Origin of the sequence: Arenimonas caeni, from assembly GCF_003024235.1 — a bacterium.
GTDB lineage: Bacteria > Pseudomonadota > Gammaproteobacteria > Xanthomonadales > Xanthomonadaceae > Arenimonas > Arenimonas caeni.
On sequence record NZ_KZ679099.1, the window covers coordinates 24,689 to 39,394 of the forward strand.

The 14,706-nt window shown below is 70.4% G+C and carries 15 protein-coding genes; 12 read left to right on the forward strand and 3 right to left on the reverse strand.

Features of this window, described 5'->3' with window-relative positions; all coding sequences use genetic code 11:
• Positions 1 to 9: 9 nt before the first annotated feature.
• The 3 genes from C6N40_RS12340 to groES form a co-directional block, all read right to left on the reverse strand.
• Positions 10 to 2,079: a phospholipid carrier-dependent glycosyltransferase gene (locus C6N40_RS12340; protein ID WP_162782216.1), complete on the reverse strand. Its 2,070-nt coding sequence runs from the start codon at positions 2,077 to 2,079 to the stop codon at positions 10 to 12.
• A gap of 174 nt (positions 2,080 to 2,253) precedes the next feature.
• On the reverse strand, positions 2,254 to 3,894 hold the full coding sequence (gene groL / locus C6N40_RS12345) for a chaperonin GroEL (protein ID WP_106991337.1): 1,641 nt from the start codon (positions 3,892 to 3,894) through the stop codon (positions 2,254 to 2,256).
• 61 nt (positions 3,895 to 3,955) lie between these two features.
• On the reverse strand, positions 3,956 to 4,243 hold the full coding sequence (gene groES / locus C6N40_RS12350; RefSeq protein WP_106991338.1) for a co-chaperone GroES: 288 nt from the start codon (positions 4,241 to 4,243) through the stop codon (positions 3,956 to 3,958).
• 386 nt (positions 4,244 to 4,629) lie between these two features.
• Between groES and C6N40_RS12355 the strand changes: the two genes are divergently transcribed.
• The 12 genes from C6N40_RS12355 (at position 4,630) to C6N40_RS12410 (ending at position 14,674) form a co-directional block, all read left to right on the forward strand.
• Positions 4,630 to 5,007 (forward strand): helix-turn-helix transcriptional regulator, encoded by a 378-nt coding sequence (locus C6N40_RS12355; protein WP_162782217.1) that lies wholly within the window; start codon positions 4,630 to 4,632, stop codon positions 5,005 to 5,007.
• Positions 5,008 to 5,111: 104 nt separating this feature from the next.
• The gene (locus C6N40_RS12360; RefSeq protein ID WP_106991340.1) at positions 5,112 to 7,298 is read left to right on the forward strand and encodes a protein-disulfide reductase DsbD family protein; all 2,187 of its coding nucleotides are present in this window, start codon (positions 5,112 to 5,114) and stop codon (positions 7,296 to 7,298) included.
• Complete coding sequence (locus tag C6N40_RS12365) at positions 7,295 to 7,849, forward strand: TlpA family protein disulfide reductase (protein WP_240183523.1); 555 nt, start codon at positions 7,295 to 7,297, stop codon at positions 7,847 to 7,849. The genes C6N40_RS12360 and C6N40_RS12365 overlap by 4 nt, the downstream gene beginning before the upstream one ends.
• Positions 7,850 to 7,983: 134 nt before the next feature.
• Positions 7,984 to 8,418 carry a type II 3-dehydroquinate dehydratase gene (gene aroQ, locus C6N40_RS12370; RefSeq protein ID WP_106991341.1) on the forward strand — a complete coding sequence of 145 codons (435 nt, stop codon included), beginning with the start codon at positions 7,984 to 7,986 and terminating at the stop codon, positions 8,416 to 8,418.
• A 38-nt stretch (positions 8,419 to 8,456) separates the two neighbouring features.
• Entirely contained in the window at positions 8,457 to 8,942 is a 486-nt protein-coding gene (gene accB / locus C6N40_RS12375) for an acetyl-CoA carboxylase biotin carboxyl carrier protein (RefSeq protein ID WP_106991342.1), read from the forward strand.
• A gap of 10 nt (positions 8,943 to 8,952) precedes the next feature.
• Positions 8,953 to 10,320, forward strand: coding sequence for an acetyl-CoA carboxylase biotin carboxylase subunit (gene accC / locus C6N40_RS12380; protein ID WP_106991343.1), 1,368 nt, complete (start codon positions 8,953 to 8,955; stop codon positions 10,318 to 10,320).
• A complete protein-coding gene (locus C6N40_RS12385) occupies positions 10,317 to 10,718 on the forward strand; it encodes an energy transducer TonB (RefSeq protein ID WP_106991344.1) in 402 nt (133 codons plus the stop codon). Before accC ends, C6N40_RS12385 begins: the two co-directional genes overlap by 4 nt.
• A gap of 3 nt (positions 10,719 to 10,721) precedes the next feature.
• Positions 10,722 to 11,627 carry a 50S ribosomal protein L11 methyltransferase gene (prmA, locus tag C6N40_RS12390; RefSeq protein WP_106991345.1) on the forward strand — a complete coding sequence of 302 codons (906 nt, stop codon included), beginning with the start codon at positions 10,722 to 10,724 and terminating at the stop codon, positions 11,625 to 11,627.
• Positions 11,628 to 11,645: 18 nt separating this feature from the next.
• Positions 11,646 to 12,167: a DUF3426 domain-containing protein gene (locus C6N40_RS12395; protein ID WP_106991346.1), complete on the forward strand. Its 522-nt coding sequence runs from the start codon at positions 11,646 to 11,648 to the stop codon at positions 12,165 to 12,167.
• A gap of 112 nt (positions 12,168 to 12,279) precedes the next feature.
• Positions 12,280 to 12,558: a DNA-binding transcriptional regulator Fis gene (fis, locus tag C6N40_RS12400; RefSeq protein WP_106991347.1), complete on the forward strand. Its 279-nt coding sequence runs from the start codon at positions 12,280 to 12,282 to the stop codon at positions 12,556 to 12,558.
• Between the two features lie 110 nt (positions 12,559 to 12,668).
• The gene (gene purH, locus C6N40_RS12405) at positions 12,669 to 14,237 is read left to right on the forward strand and encodes a bifunctional phosphoribosylaminoimidazolecarboxamide formyltransferase/IMP cyclohydrolase (RefSeq protein ID WP_106991348.1); all 1,569 of its coding nucleotides are present in this window, start codon (positions 12,669 to 12,671) and stop codon (positions 14,235 to 14,237) included.
• Positions 14,237 to 14,674 carry a hypothetical protein gene (locus C6N40_RS12410; RefSeq protein ID WP_106991349.1) on the forward strand — a complete coding sequence of 146 codons (438 nt, stop codon included), beginning with the start codon at positions 14,237 to 14,239 and terminating at the stop codon, positions 14,672 to 14,674. Before purH ends, C6N40_RS12410 begins: the two co-directional genes overlap by 1 nt.
• Positions 14,675 to 14,706 lie beyond the last annotated feature (32 nt).

Here is a 14,706-nt window from a genome sequence, read left to right on the forward strand (position 1 = left end):
GACCCCGTTCTATTCCATCCAGGGGTTGCGCAGGGGCGGGACGGTGGCGGGGTCGGTGCCGTCGGCGAGGCGCGCGATCTGCTCTTGGAGTTGCGATTCGACCAGCGGTTCGACCGGCATCATCTGCTGCACCAGCGGCAGGCCGTAGGCGCGGCGCGCGGCGGCGACATTGCCCAGGCGCAGGTAGGCATTGCCCAGCTCGACCGCCGCGCCCACGTGGAAGGGCAGCTGCACCAACACCTCCTCGAGGCGCGCGGCCACCACGTCGTCGCGGCCGCCGCCGAGCTTGTAGAGGTGCTCGAGCACCTTGTCGTAGACGTCGGCCGCGCGGCCCTGCGCGTCCTGGCGACGGCCCTTGTAGATCGCCACGTAACCGCGCCGCGCCACCTGCTCGAGTCCCTTGAGGCCCACCGCCGGGTCCCAGCCCCAGTCCGGCCAGGGCAGGGTCATGTGCATGGGGTAGAGGAAATAGCCTTCGTAGACGCCGTCGACGTTGGTGTCGTCGATGCTGTCGACCTTGCGCCGGTAGTTGCTGCGGGCGGCGATGGCCTGTTCCTCCATGAACCAGTAATCCGAGTAGAGCGTGGCGCCTTCGGGCGCGACCACTTCGTCGTGGAAGGCCTTGATCTCGGGCCATCGCTGGCCCAGGTCGAGGCCCTCGTTGCCGAACTGGCGATAGGCCTCGCGGCTGCCACCGGCCAGCTCGTTGTGGTACTCCCAAACGCGCGGCTCGCCGATCGTCATGCCCAGCGCGGCCGCCAGCGGCACCAGCGCCAGCACGCGCAGCGCCATGCCACGCCGCTGCCAGGCGAACGCCACCAACGCACCTGCCGGCAGCGCCAGCAGCACCACCAGCGGCAGCGCGTGGCGGATGCCGCCGTAAGTTCCCTGGCCCGACATCAGCGCCGCCAGGTGCACGCCGCCCGCGCCGAGTGCCGCCGCCAGCGTCCAGCGCCCGGCGGCGGGCAGGCTCCGCCAGCGCAGCAGCAACAGGCCGGCCAGCGCCATCGCGGCCAGCGCCAGCGGCAGCTTCGAAACGACGATGCTCGGCCAGGTGAACCACGGCGGCCGGCCCTTGTGGTTCACGCCCCAAAGCAGGTGCGAGGACTGCCCGCGCCCCTCGACGCCGGCGCGCACGGTGTCGGCCAGGCCCCAGAGGTAGGCGCGCGGCAGCAGCCGCGCCTCGTCGGCCACGCCGATGGCTAGGCGCCAGTGCGGGATGTTGAGGTCGGCGACCTTGTCGGGCATCGATCGATTGAAGCCGTCGCTGCCGTCGGGGCCGGCGTGGAAGCGGAAGTCATACATCGCCCACAGCACCGCGACGCCAAGCACGCCGGCCGCGGCCACGCGGCCCAGCCGGCGCACGCCCTCGGCCCAGCCTTCGCTGCGCCAGCCGGCGAGCACGCCGATCGCCAGCACCGCGCCCACGCCGGCCACGCCGGCCAGGCCCGAGTGTTTGCTGCCCAGCACCAGGCCCAGCGCCAGGCCGGCGGCCAGCACCCAGCGCCACTGCCACCTCGACAGGAGCAAACCTGCGGCGACCACCGCGACCGCCAGCGTGAGCGCCAGCGGCAGGTCGGTCATGGCCACCGGCAGGTGCGCGGCCACGCTTGGCTCGATGGCGAGGAAGGCCAACGCGCCGGCAGCCCAGGCCAGCCCCAGCGCACGCCACAGCAGCAGGCCCAGCGCCAGCAGCAGCGCGCCGTGGAAGGCCCACAGCGACCAGCGCGTCCGCTGCTGCGCCGCCGCGGCGTCGTTGCCGAGGAACATCACGTCCTCGACCCAGTCGCGCTCCTGCGATTTTTCAACCAGCGGCGCGAACGGTGGCAGCGCGAAGTCCTCGCGCTGCGCGGCCCCCGCCGCGAGTTTCACCAGCGGTGGGTGTTCCGGGTTGAGCCGGTAGTCGCCGGTGCGCAGGTAGGACACGCCGGCCACCACGTGCCAGGGCTCGTCCACCGTGAAGCCGTCGAGCCGGGTGCCCCAGTGCGAGCGCGCGATTGCCGCGACGACCAGCACGAGCAGCAGCAGCGTGCCGACCAGCCGGGCGGACGGGGCCCGGGTTTCCTGCCTTGGCGCCATGGCCGCGCTCCCCCGCGGTGGGACTTGGGATAGCAACGCAGGGGCGGGGAGCGGGCGGTCAGGGTGGAAAAGCAGAAGGCCCCGCCGGGGCGGGGCCTTCATCGGGAGCGGGCTTGCCCTCTCCCCAACCCCTCTCCCGCAAGCGGGAGAGGGGCTTTGGTGCCGGAACGGGACTCAGAAGTCCATGCCGCCCATGCCACCCATGCCGCCGCCGCCCGGCATGGCCGGCTCGTCCTTCTTCGGCAGCTCGGCGACCATCGCCTCGGTGGTGATCATCAGGCCGGCGATCGACGCGGCGTTCTGCAGCGCGGTGCGGGTGACCTTGGTCGGGTCCAGGATGCCGAACTCGATCATGTCGCCGTACTCGCCGTTGGCGGCGTTGTAGCCGAACGCGCCCTTGCCCTCGACCACCTTGTTGAGGATGACCGACGGCTCTTCGCCGGCGTTGGTCACGATCTCGCGCAGCGGGGCTTCCATGGCGCGCAGGGCGATCACGATGCCGTGGTTCTGGTCCTCGTTGGCACCCTTGAGGCCGGCGATGGCCGCCTTGGCGCGCAGCAGGGCCACGCCGCCGCCCGGGACGATGCCTTCTTCAACGGCAGCGCGGGTGGCGTGCAGGGCGTCCTCGACACGGGCCTTCTTTTCCTTCATCTCGACCTCGGTGGCGGCGCCGACCTTGATCACCGCAACGCCGCCGGCCAGCTTGGCCACGCGCTCCTGCAGCTTCTCGCGGTCGTAGTCGGACGAGGTCTCCTCGATCTGGGCCTTGATCTGCTTGATGCGGGCCTGGATGCCGTCGGCGGCGCCGGCGCCGTCGATGATCGTGGTGTTCTCCTTCGAGACCTGGATCTTCTTGGCGCGGCCCAGGTCCTTGATGGTGGCCTTCTCGAGCTGCAGGCCGACTTCCTCGGAGATCACGGTGCCACCGGTCAGGATGGCCATGTCCTCGAGCATCGCCTTGCGGCGGTCACCGAAGCCCGGGGCCTTCACGGCGCAGACCTTCACGATGCCGCGGATGGTGTTCACCACCAGGGTCGCCAGGGCCTCGCCCTCGACTTCCTCGGCGACGATCAGCAGCGGCTTGCCGGCCTTGGCCACGCCCTCGAGCACGGGCAGCAGCTCGCGCACGTTCGAGATCTTCTTGTCGTAGAGCAGGATGAACGGGTCTTCCAGCTCGGCCGACATCGACTGCTGGTTGTTGATGAAGTACGGCGACAGGTAGCCGCGGTCGAACTGCATGCCCTCGACGACGTCGAGCTCGTTCTCCAGGCCCGAACCTTCCTCGACGGTGATCACGCCTTCCTTGCCGACCTTGTCCATCGCCTTGGCGATCAGCTCGCCGATGTTGTGGTCGGAGTTGGCCGAAATGGCGCCGACCTGGGCGATTTCCTTCGAGGTCGAGGACGGCTTGGAGATCTTCTTGAGCTCGGCGACGGCCTCGACGACGGCCTTGTCGATGCCGCGCTTGAGGTCCATCGGGTTCATGCCGGCGGCGACCGCCTTCATGCCCTCGCGGATCAGGGCCTGGGCCAGCACGGTGGCGGTGGTGGTGCCGTCACCGGCGTTGTCGGAGGTCTTGGAAGCGACTTCCTTCACCATCTGCGCGCCCATGTTCTCGAACTTGTCGGCCAGCTCGATCTCCTTGGCGACGGACACGCCGTCCTTGGTGATCGTGGGGGCGCCGAAGCTCTTGTCGAGCACGACGTTGCGGCCCTTCGGACCGAGGGTGGCCTTGACGGCATTGGCGAGGATGTTCACGCCCTTGACCATGCGGGCGCGGGCGTCTTCACCGAAACGAATTTCCTTGGCAGCCATTTGTATTACTCCGGAATGCTTTTATTGAGTGGGGGTGACTGGTCGCGCGGGTGGCGCGTTATCAGCCGAGGACGGCGAGGATGTCGTCTTCCTTCACCACCAGGTACTCGGTGCCGTCGAGCTTGACCTCGGTGCCGGCGTACTTGCCGAACAGCACCTTGTCGCCGACCTTCACCGAAGGCGCGCGCACCGAACCGTTGTCCAGCGCCTTGCCGGCGCCCACGGCGAGCACTTCGCCCTTGATCGGCTTCTCGGTGGCCGAGTCCGGGATCACGATGCCGCCGGCGGACATCTTCTCTTCTTCCATACGCTTGATGACCACGCGGTCGTGGAGCGGCTTGATGTTCATGAGTGTCCTCGTTAGTTCTTTAATTTCAACGACATGGGCCTTTCTGTTAGCACTCGGCCCTGGTGAGTGCCAATGATACGCGCGCACCCGGCAGACCGGAAGCCACGCGGCTGCCCCTAGGTGGGTGCCAGCGGGAGACTTTCAAGGGGGATGGCCGGACCCTACAATCGGGGCGCTCCCTGCCGGCCAGGGGGCAAACCGGCCCAAGCCCCGCAGAATCAATGGCTTGGTCCCGGCGAGAGTCGGCCGGCAACCCGGAATCGCCAGCGCCCGTCCGCCAGCCAGGGGGGCTTTTGGGATGGAAGCGCCGGCTCCGGGCCAAGGCACCGACGCGGTTGGTCAAAACGCGCGGCGCGGATCCTTGCAGGGCTTTTCGGGGAATACCAATGACGCATTTGTTCAATCGCATCCGACAGGCGCGCCGGGGCGCGAGCCTGTCGCAGCTGGAGCTGGCCAGGATGGTCGGCGTGGCACGCAGCGCCGTGGCGCAGTGGGAACGCAAGGACGGGGCCCGGCCAACCACCGAGAACATGGCCAAGATCGCCATGGCCACTTCGGTGGGCTTCGAATGGCTGGCCACCGGCCGCGGCAACCGCTGGCTGGGCGGCGACACGCCCAACGGCGCCGAGACGCCCGCCATGCTGCTCAACTTCTACGCCCAGTGCGGCCTGGAGGAGCGCCTGCTGGTGGCCTTCCGCTCGCTGCGCAACCCGGAGCAGCAGCCGCTGGTGGACTTCGTCGAGGCCATGACCGCCCGGGCCTGAGCGTTCCAGCCCCGGCCTCGCGCCGGGGCCGAACTTCCGGGGATACTGGCGGTCTTTTGGGGGCGGCGCCCTGCGCCCGCCCCCGTCCCACCACGAGATCGCGCATGACCCGTTGGCTTACGGCCCTGCTGGCCCTGCTCCTGATCGCCCCCGCGGCCAAGGCCGTGGACGAGGCGGACCTGCTGCCCATCGACGAGGCCTTCGCGCTCACCGCGCGCGCGCCCGAGCGCGGCCGCATCGAACTGAACTGGCGCATCGCCGAGGGGTATTACCTCTACCGGCACCGGATGGGCGTCGAAGTGCTCTCGATGGGCTTCAAGTCCGATCCGCTCGGGCTGCCCGACGGCATCGCCTACACCGACGAATTCTTCGGCGACGTCGAGACCTACCGCGACGACGTGACCGCCGTGCTCACCGGCGCGGCCGCCGACGGCGTGCCCTCGATCGAGCTGAAGGTGAAGTACCAGGGCTGCGCCGACATCGGCATCTGCTACCCGCCGCACACCCGCACCCTGCGCGTGGCGCTGCCGGCCGACGCGGGCGTGGCCCCGGCGGCGCTGCCGGGCGCCGGCGGCATCGACCTGCTGGGCGGCACCAACCCGGCCATCGCCGCCGGCGGCCTGCCGCTGCCGGAAAACCAGGCTTTCCGCTTCGAGGCCATCGTTGACACCGCCGACCGGCTGGCACTGCGCTTCACCCCGGCGCCGGGCTACTACCTCTACCGCGAGCGCAACAGCGTCGAACTGCAGGCCGAGGGCGTGCACGCCGGCGAGATCCAGTGGCCGCCGTCGCAGCCGTACTTCGACGAGCACTTCGGCAACGTCGAGGTCTATTTCGACCCGGTGGACGCGCCGCTGCCGCTGCAACGCGAACACACCCGCGCCGTGCCGGCGGTGCTGCGCGTCACCTTCCAGGGCTGCCAGGACGAGGGCATCTGCTACCCGCCGATGACGCGCGAGGTGGCCCTGCATCTGCCCGCCGGCGGCACGGTCGCGCAATCCCCTGCAGGAGCGCCTTCAGGCGCGAATCCCTTCTCTGCCGAAGGCAAAGGCGAAAGCTTCGCGCCTGAAGGCGCTCCTGCCAATGCGCCGACGCTGTGGTTTGCGATGCTGCTGGCGCTCGGCGGCGGCGTCATCCTCAACCTGATGCCCTGCGTGCTGCCGGTGCTCTCGCTCAAGGCGCTGTCGCTGGCGCAGGGCGGCGGCAACCACCGCAAGGCGCGCAGCCAGGCGCTCTGGTACACCGCCGGCGTTCTGGTGAGCTTCGCCGCCGTCGGCGCCGCCGCGCTGGCGCTGCGCCAGGCCGGGCTGGCGCTCGGCTGGGGCTTCCAGCTGCAGCAGCCGGGCGTGATCGCGGCGCTGGCGCTGGTGATGGTGGCCATCGGCCTGTCGCTGTCGGGCGTGGTCAGCCTCGGCGCCTCGCTGGCCGGCGCCGGCCAGTCGCTCACGGAAAAAACCGGCCCGGCCGGCGACTTCTTCACCGGCGTGCTGGCCGTCGTGGTCGCCAGCCCCTGCACGGCGCCCTTCATGGGCACCGCGCTGGCCTTCGCCTTCGCGGCCTCGCCGGCGGTGGCCATCGGCGTGTTCCTGGCGCTGGGCCTGGGCCTGGCCCTGCCCTTCCTGCTGATCGGCTTCGTGCCGGCGCTGGCCGCGCGACTGCCCAGGCCCGGGGCCTGGATGGAAACCTTCAAGCACCTGCTCGCCTTCCCAATGTACCTGACGGCGGTGTGGCTGCTGTGGGTGCTGGCCAAGCAGCGCGGCGCCGACGCCATCGGCCTGGCGCTGGTGGGCGCGGTGGGCCTGGGCCTGGGCCTGTGGCTGTGGGAAAAGGCGCGCTTCAAGGGCGCGCTGGCCAAGTCGCTGGCGGTGCTGGTGGTGCTTGCTGCGCTGTGGCCGGTGGTCGTGGTGCAGCGCATGCCCGCGCCGGCGAAATCCGAGGCGGTGAAGGAAGGCGTGGTGGCCTATTCGGCTGAACGCCTCGCGCAGCTGCGCCGCGACGGCCGCGTGGTGTTCGTCAACATGACCGCCGACTGGTGCGTGAGCTGCAAGGCCAACGAACGCACCGTGCTGGGCCGCGACGGCTTCCGCGACGCGCTCGAGCGCGCCGGCGCGGTGTACATGGTGGGCGACTGGACCGACGTGGACCCGGAGATCACCGCCTTCCTCGAGTCGCACCAGGCCGTGGGCGTGCCGCTGTACGTGGTCTACCCGAAGGCCGGCGAGCCGAAGGTGCTGCCGACCCTGCTCACCCAGGCCATCGTCGACGAGGCGCTGGCGGAGGCCGGCCGATGAAGCGCGACGCCGTGCTGACCTGGGGCGCGATCGTGCTGCTGGGCGGCATTTCCGCCGGCCTGGGCTGGTGGCTGGGGCAGCGGACCCTGGTGCCGGCCGAAAAGCCGGCCCCGCCGGGCATGACCGTTACCAGGATCGGCGAAGTGGCGCCCGACATCAGCCTGCCCGACCTGCGCAGCGGCCAGCCGGTGGCGGTGACCGGGCCGGGCCGGCTGCGGCTCATCAACTACTGGGCCAGCTGGTGCGGCCCCTGCCGCAAGGAAATGCCGGTACTCGACGCCTACGCCCGGCAACAGGGCGGCAACGGCGTGAAAGTGATGGGCATCGCCCTGGAAAGCCGCGAGGAGGCCCTGGCCTTCCTGCGCGAGGTCCCGGTGGACTTCACCCTGCTGGTGGAGAACCCGGGCCCGGGCGACAGCTCGGTGCAGCTGGGCAACCTGCGCGGCATCCTGCCTTATACGGTGCTGATCGACGCCGACGGGCGCCTGCTCAAGACCCATTACGGCGCCTTCCCGGATCCGGAAGCCGTGCAGGCCTGGGCCCGGCCCTGAGCCGGGTCCCGGGGCCCGGCAGGAAAAATTCAAACGCCCGTTAAAATCGCCGAAGTCGCGGCGATCTTCTGGACAACCCACCCGGCCTGCCCCCAGACTGTGCCTCCCCCGGGGAGGGGCAACGAAGGCGCGACGTGGCGAAGATCCTGGTCCTGCATGGTCCCAACCTGAACCTGCTCGGTGAACGCGAGCCGGAGATCTACGGCCGTGCCACCCTAGACGACATCAATGCACGCCTGGCCGCGCGCGCCGCGGCCGCCGGCCACCAGATCGAGGCCTTCCAGTCCAACGCCGAGCACGAGCTGGTGGACCGCGTGCAGGCCGCCCGCGGCGACGGCACCGCCTTCGCGCTGCTCAACCCCGCCGCCTTCACCCACACCTCGGTGGCCCTGCGCGACGCGCTGGCGGCCGTGAAGCTGCCCTTCATCGAGGTGCACCTGTCGAACCCGCACGCCCGGGAGCCGTTCCGCCGCACCAGCTATTTCTCCGACCTGGCCGTCGGCGTGGTGTGCGGCTTCGGCGCCGACAGCTATTCCTACGCGCTCGAGGCCGCGCTCGCGCGCCTCTGAGCCCTTTCCAACCCAATCGCCAACAAGACGAGGCCTGCATGGACCTTCGCAAGATCAAGAAGCTCATCGACCTGCTCGAGGAATCGAACCTCGCCGAGATCGAAATCAAGGAGGGCGAGGAGTCGGTGCGCCTGGCCCGCGTGCCCTCGGGCGGCTACGCCGTCGCCGCGCCGGCGCCCGCGCCTGTGCACCACGCCGAGCCGCCGCGCGCCGCCGCGCCGGCCGCCCCGGCCGCCCCGGCCGCGCTTTCCGCCGAGGCGGTGGGCAAGTCCACCAAGGACGTGCCCGACGGCCACACCGTGCGTTCGCCGATGGTCGGCACCTATTACGCCTCGCCGGCGCCGGACAAGCCGGCGTTCGTGAAGGTCGGCCAGCAGGTCAAGGCCGGCGACACGCTGGGCATCATCGAAGCGATGAAGATGTTCAACCCGATCGAGGCCGACGTCTCGGGCACGGTGCGCGCGATCCTGGTCGAGAACGGCCAGCCGATCGAGTTCGACGAGCCCATGTTCGTGATCAGCTGAGGACCGGCCCATGCTGGAGAAAATCGTCATCGCCAACCGCGGCGAGATCGCGCTGCGCATCCTGCGCGCCTGCCATGCGCTCGGCATCAAGACCGTGGCCGTGCACTCGACCGTGGACCGCAACCTCAAGCACGTGGCGATGGCCGACGAGTCGGTGTGCATCGGCCCGGCGCCCTCGTCCGAGAGCTACCTCAACATCCCGGCCATCATCGCCGCGGCCGAGGTCACCGACGCCCAGGGCATCCACCCGGGCTACGGCTTCCTGAGCGAGAACGCCGACTTCGCCGAGCGCGTGGAGAAGTCCGGCTTCGTGTTCATCGGCCCGACCCCGGGCGTGATCCGCATGATGGGCGACAAGGTCGAGGCCATCCGCGCCATGAAGGACGCCGGCGTGCCCTGCGTGCCGGGCTCGAACGGCCCGCTGCCCGACGACGAGGCCGAGTGCATCAGCCACGGCCGCGAGATCGGCTACCCGGTGATCATCAAGGCCGCCGGCGGCGGCGGCGGCCGCGGCATGCGCGTGGTGCGCACCGAGGGCGCCCTGCTCACGGCCATCGCCGCGACGCGCCAGGAAGCCAAGGCCGCGTTCGGCAACGACATGGTCTACATGGAGAAGTTCCTGGAGAACCCGCGCCACGTGGAGATCCAGGTGCTGTCCGACGGCCAGGGCAACGCCGTGCACCTGGGCGAGCGCGACTGCTCGATGCAGCGCCGCCACCAGAAGGTGGTGGAGGAAGCGCCGGCGCCGGGCATCACCCCGGAGCAGCGCGCGCAGATCGGCCGCATCTGCACCGACGCCTGCATCCGCATCGGCTACCGCGGCGCGGGCACCTTCGAGTTCCTCTACGAGGACGGCCGCTTCTACTTCATCGAAATGAACACCCGCATCCAGGTCGAGCACCCGGTGACGGAGATGATCACCGGCGTCGACCTGGTGAAGGAGCAGCTGCTGATCGCCAGCGGGCTGCCGCTGTCGATCCGCCAGGAGGACGTGGAGATCAACGGCCACGCCATCGAGTGCCGCATCAATGCCGAGGACCCGGAGAGCTTCCTGCCGAGCCCCGGACTGATCAAGCACTTCCATGCGCCGGGCGGCCCGGGCGTGCGCGTCGATTCGCACATCTACGAGGGCTACAAGGTCCCGCCGAACTACGACTCGATGATCGGCAAGCTGATCGTGCACGGCCCCGACCGCGCCACCGCCATCGCCCGCATGAAGGTGGCGCTGAGCGAGATGGTGGTCGACGGCATCAAGACCAACGTGCCGCTGCAGCAGCGGATCATGACCGACGTCGGCTTCCAGCAGGGTGGCACCAACATCCATTACCTGGAAAAGCGCCTGGCCGAGCGCAAGGAAAAGGCGATCGGACTGGGATGATCGCCGCGCTGCTGCTCACGCTGGCCACCACCGCCGCGCCCACCGGCGCGGCGCCCATCGCGCTCGTGCCGCCGCCGGTGGAACAGCGGCAGTACGAGGCCTGGCGCGAATCGGTGGCCACCGAAGCCTGCACGCCGGGGCCGGTGAGCACGCCGGCACCGACCTACCCGTCCGCCGCGCTGCGCCACGGCGACGCCGGTCGCGTGGTGCTGGGGCTCTTCGTCAACCGCTGCGGCGACGTGCGCGACGCCTGGGTGGCGGAGAGCAGCGGCCACGCCGATATCGACCGCGCCGCCGTGCGCGGGGCACGGAAGTGGAAGACCCTGCCGCCGCCCGATGGCGAGGCCACAGCCATGTTGCGCGTGCCCATCACCTTCCAATTCGACCCGGGCCCCTGAGCCATGCCTTTCCTTGAGCTGAGCCTGCGCGTCCGCGCCGAAGACGAACATCGCGCCGAGAACGCGCTGATGGACCTGGGCGCGCTGTCGGTGACCCTGCTCGACGCCGACGCCGCCACGCCCAACGAAAAGGCCGTGCTCGAGCCCGGCGTGGGCGAGACCCCGCTGTGGCCGGAAATCACCCTGCTGGCGCTGTTCCCCGAGGGCACGGTGGCCGAGCTGGTGCTGCACGCGCTCGAGTCCTTCGACGACGCCATCGACCTGTCCCGGGCCGACTTCCGCGAGGTCGAGGACCAGGACTGGGAACGCGCCTGGATGGACCAGTACGAGCCGCTGTACTTCGGCCGCCGTACCTGGATCGTGCCCTGGAACATGGATCCGCCGCCGGAAGCGCGCGACGGCGTGATCGTCCGGCTCGACCCGGGCCTGGCCTTCGGCTCGGGCACGCACCCGACCACGGCCCTGTGCCTGGAGTGGCTTGATTCGCTGGTGCTGCGCGACAAGGTGGTGCTCGATTTCGGCTGCGGCTCGGGCATCCTCGCCCTGGCCGCGCTCAAGCTGGGCGCCAGGGCCGCCGTGGGCGTGGACAACGACCCGCAGGCCCTGGCCGCCACCGCCGACAACGCCGAACGCAATGGCGTGGGCGACCGCCTGCGCGTGTATTCGCCGGAGGACGAGCCCGCCGACACCTACCCGGTGGTGGTGGCCAACATCCTGGCCGTGGCGCTCGACGCGCTGGCGCCGCTGCTGGCCTCGCGCGTGCAGCCCGGCGGCGTGATCGCACTCTCGGGCATCCTGCACGGGCAGGAAGGCGAACTGCTGGCACGCTACGCCGAGTGGTTCGAGCAGCTCGAGGCCACGCAGCAGGACGACTGGATGCGCATCACCGGCGTCCGCCGCGCCGGCTGAGCCGCTATCCTTGGCGCCATGCCGTCCCGCGCCCCCCGCTTCGCCGCCGCCACCGACCAGCCCGTTCCGCGCCGCCCGCTGCCCTGGGGCTGGTGGACGCTGCTGGCCGCGCTGGTGCTCGCCCTGGCGCTGCAGCTGATGCTGGCCGACCGCGCCCGCCTGGCCACCGACCCGGCCTGGCGCCCGCGCCTGGAAATGCTCTGCGGCATGCTCGGCTGCACGCTGCCGGCCTGGCAGGAGCCCGAAGCCTTCCGCGTCACCAGCCGCGACGTGCGCCGGCATCCGCAGGACGAACGCGCCCTGCTGGTGAGCACCAGCTTCCGCAACGATGCGCGCTGGCCGCAGGCCTGGCCGGTGCTGGAAGTGGCGCTGCACGACATCGACGGCCAGGCCCTGGGGCTGCGCCGCTTCCAGCCGGTGGAATACCTGGGCAGCCCGCCGGCCACCGAACTGATCGCGCCCGGGCAGTCGGCCATGGCCACGCTCGAGATCCTCGATCCGGGCCGGCGCGCGGTTGCTTTCACCTTCGAGTTCCACTGAAACCGACGAACGGCGGCTCGCGGGGTGGGCCACTTTGACGTAGACTCGGTCCCCCCGTCGCCAGCCGGCGGGTTCCGCAGGGAAGCGGACAAGAGACCCTGGAGCGCCCCAAGTGAATGCCCCGACCGCGTCCCGTGCGGACGCCAGCACTGCCCCGAGCGGGCACACGCCACTTCGTGACCACGTCTCGCGGTCGGTCCGGCGCTACCTGCACGACTTCAACGGCAACGACCCCGACGACCTCTACGACGTGGTGCTGCGCGAGATCGAGCTGCCCCTGTTCGCCGAAGTGATGCGCCACTGCGAAGGCAACCAGAGCCGTGCCGCGGCCTGCCTGGGCATCAACCGCGCCACCCTGCGCAAGAAGCTCAAGGCCTACGGCCTGGCTTAACGGTAAAGGGGACAGGTGCAATTTCGCCCGGATTGTCGCCGGCCGCCGGGCAAACCCGGGCGAAATTGCACCTATCCCCTTTATAATCGCGGCTCCCCACGAGGTGCCCGATGACCGCCGAACGCAAACCCGTCCGCCGCGCGCTGCTTTCCGTTTCCGACAAGACCGGCGTGGTTGAACTCGCGCGCGGGCTGCATGCCCTGGGCGTCGACCTGCTCTCCACTGGCGGTACCGCCAGGGCCCTGCGCGAGGCCGGCCTGCCGGTGCGCGACGTGAGCGAGGTCACCGGCTTCCCCGAGATCATGGACGGCCGGGTCAAGACCCTGCACCCGAAGATCCACGGCGGCCTGCTCGGACGCGAAGGCACCGACGACGCGGTGATGGCCGAGCACGGCATCGCGCCGATCGACCTGCTGGTGGTCAACCTCTATCCCTTCGTGCAGACGGTGTCGAAGCCGGGCTGCAGCTACGACGACGCCATCGAGAACATCGACATCGGCGGCCCGGCCATGCTGCGCGCCACGGCCAAGAACCACGCACGCACCTCGGTGGTGGTCGACCCGGCCGAATACGACGCGCTGCTCGAAGCACTGCAGGCCGGCGGCACCACCGCCGCCATGCGCCGCGCCTGGGCCGCGAAGGCCTACGCGCACACCGCCGCCTACGACGGCCAGATCGCCCAGTGGCTGTCGCCGCGGGCGGACAACCCGGACGCACCGGAAGCCTGGCCCAAGACTTTCCACGCTTCGCTGGAGCTCGCGTCCTCGCTGCGCTACGGCGAGAACCCGCACCAGCGCGGCGCGCTCTACGTCGAGGCCGGCGCCGGCGCCGGCATCGTCGCCACCGCGCGCTTCCTGCAGGGCAAGGAGCTGAGCTACAACAACCTCGCCGACGCCGACGCCGCGCTCGAATGCGTGAAGGCCTTCGACGCGCCGGCCTGCGTCATCGTCAAGCACGCCAACCCCTGCGGCGTGGCCGTGGCGGGCAGCCTGATGGATGCCTACGACCGCGCCTACGCCGTGGACCCGACCTCGGCCTTCGGCGGCATCATCGCCTTCAACCGCGAGCTCGACGCCGCCACCGCGGCCGAGATCCTCAAGCGCCAGTTCGTGGAAGTCGTGATCGCCCCGACCATCGCCGCCGACGCGATGCCCCACTTCGCCAAGAAGCCGAACGTGCGCGTGCTGGCCTGCGGCGCGCTGCGCCCGGCCGGCGGCCTGGAGTACAAGCGCATCGCCGGCGGCCTGCTGGTGCAGGACGCCGACACCGATTCGCTCGGCCCCGCCGACCTCAAGGTCGTCTCTAAGGTGGCGCCCTCCGAGGCCCAGCTGCGCGACCTGCTGTTCGCCTGGAAGGTGGCCATGTACGTCAAGTCCAACGCCATCGTCTACGCGAAGGACCTGCAGACCGTGGGCATCGGCGCCGGCCAGATGAGCCGCGTCGTGAGCGCGAAGATCGCCGGCATCAAGGCCGGGGAAGCCGGGCTGGTGGTGCCGGGTTCGGTGATGGCCTCCGACGCCTTCTTCCCCTTCCGCGACGGCATCGACGCCGCCGCCGCCGCCGGCATCGCCGCGGTGATCCAGCCGGGTGGCTCGATGCGCGACGCCGAGGTCATCGCCGCCGCCGACGAACACGGCATGGCCATGGTGTTCACCGGCCGCCGGCACTTCCGCCACTGATGTCCGCCAACGCCAACCCGCGCTGGCTGCTGCCCACGGTGCTGGTCGCCGGGCTGGCGATCATCGCCGGTGGCTGGTGGATGGCCGAGCAGCGCAGCCGCCGGGCCGCGGACGCCGGCCGCGTCGACGAGGTGCTGGCCGAGTTCCAGAAGGGCCTGCCGCGCGAGTACGCGCCGGGCCTGGTGCTCGAGCGGGTCGCCTTCGAAGGCAACGAGCTGGTGATGACCATCCGCAGCCTCACCCGCACCGTGCCGGAAACCGGCGGCGACCTGCAGCAGGTGGCGGCCGCCGAAAAGGCGCTGATGCTGCCGCTGTGCCAGCACGGCGACGTGCTGTTCCTGCTGGCCCGCGGCGTGGTGCTCAAGCGCCGCTTCGTCGACCACCAGGACCGCATCTTCTTCGAGATCACGCTCACCTCGGCCGATTGCGCGCGCTGAGGCCGGGTTCCAACCACGCGCGCGGGGGAATG

Coding starts and splice junctions, on each gene's coding strand:
- C6N40_RS12360 (WP_106991340.1), top strand. CDS start 5,112: ATGACCCGTTGGCTTACGGCCCTGCTGGCCCTGCTCCTGATCGCCCCC.
- prmA (WP_106991345.1), top strand. CDS start 10,722: ATGCCTTTCCTTGAGCTGAGCCTGCGCGTCCGCGCCGAAGACGAACAT.
- accB (WP_106991342.1), top strand. CDS start 8,457: ATGGACCTTCGCAAGATCAAGAAGCTCATCGACCTGCTCGAGGAATCG.
- C6N40_RS12395 (WP_106991346.1), top strand. CDS start 11,646: ATGCCGTCCCGCGCCCCCCGCTTCGCCGCCGCCACCGACCAGCCCGTT.
- C6N40_RS12365 (WP_240183523.1), top strand. CDS start 7,295: ATGAAGCGCGACGCCGTGCTGACCTGGGGCGCGATCGTGCTGCTGGGC.
- accC (WP_106991343.1), top strand. CDS start 8,953: ATGCTGGAGAAAATCGTCATCGCCAACCGCGGCGAGATCGCGCTGCGC.
- C6N40_RS12340 (WP_162782216.1), bottom strand. CDS start 2,079: ATGGCGCCAAGGCAGGAAACCCGGGCCCCGTCCGCCCGGCTGGTCGGC.
- groL (WP_106991337.1), bottom strand. CDS start 3,894: ATGGCTGCCAAGGAAATTCGTTTCGGTGAAGACGCCCGCGCCCGCATG.
- C6N40_RS12385 (WP_106991344.1), top strand. CDS start 10,317: ATGATCGCCGCGCTGCTGCTCACGCTGGCCACCACCGCCGCGCCCACC.
- groES (WP_106991338.1), bottom strand. CDS start 4,243: ATGAACATCAAGCCGCTCCACGACCGCGTGGTCATCAAGCGTATGGAA.
- C6N40_RS12410 (WP_106991349.1), top strand. CDS start 14,237: ATGTCCGCCAACGCCAACCCGCGCTGGCTGCTGCCCACGGTGCTGGTC.
- C6N40_RS12355 (WP_162782217.1), top strand. CDS start 4,630: ATGACGCATTTGTTCAATCGCATCCGACAGGCGCGCCGGGGCGCGAGC.
- purH (WP_106991348.1), top strand. CDS start 12,669: ATGACCGCCGAACGCAAACCCGTCCGCCGCGCGCTGCTTTCCGTTTCC.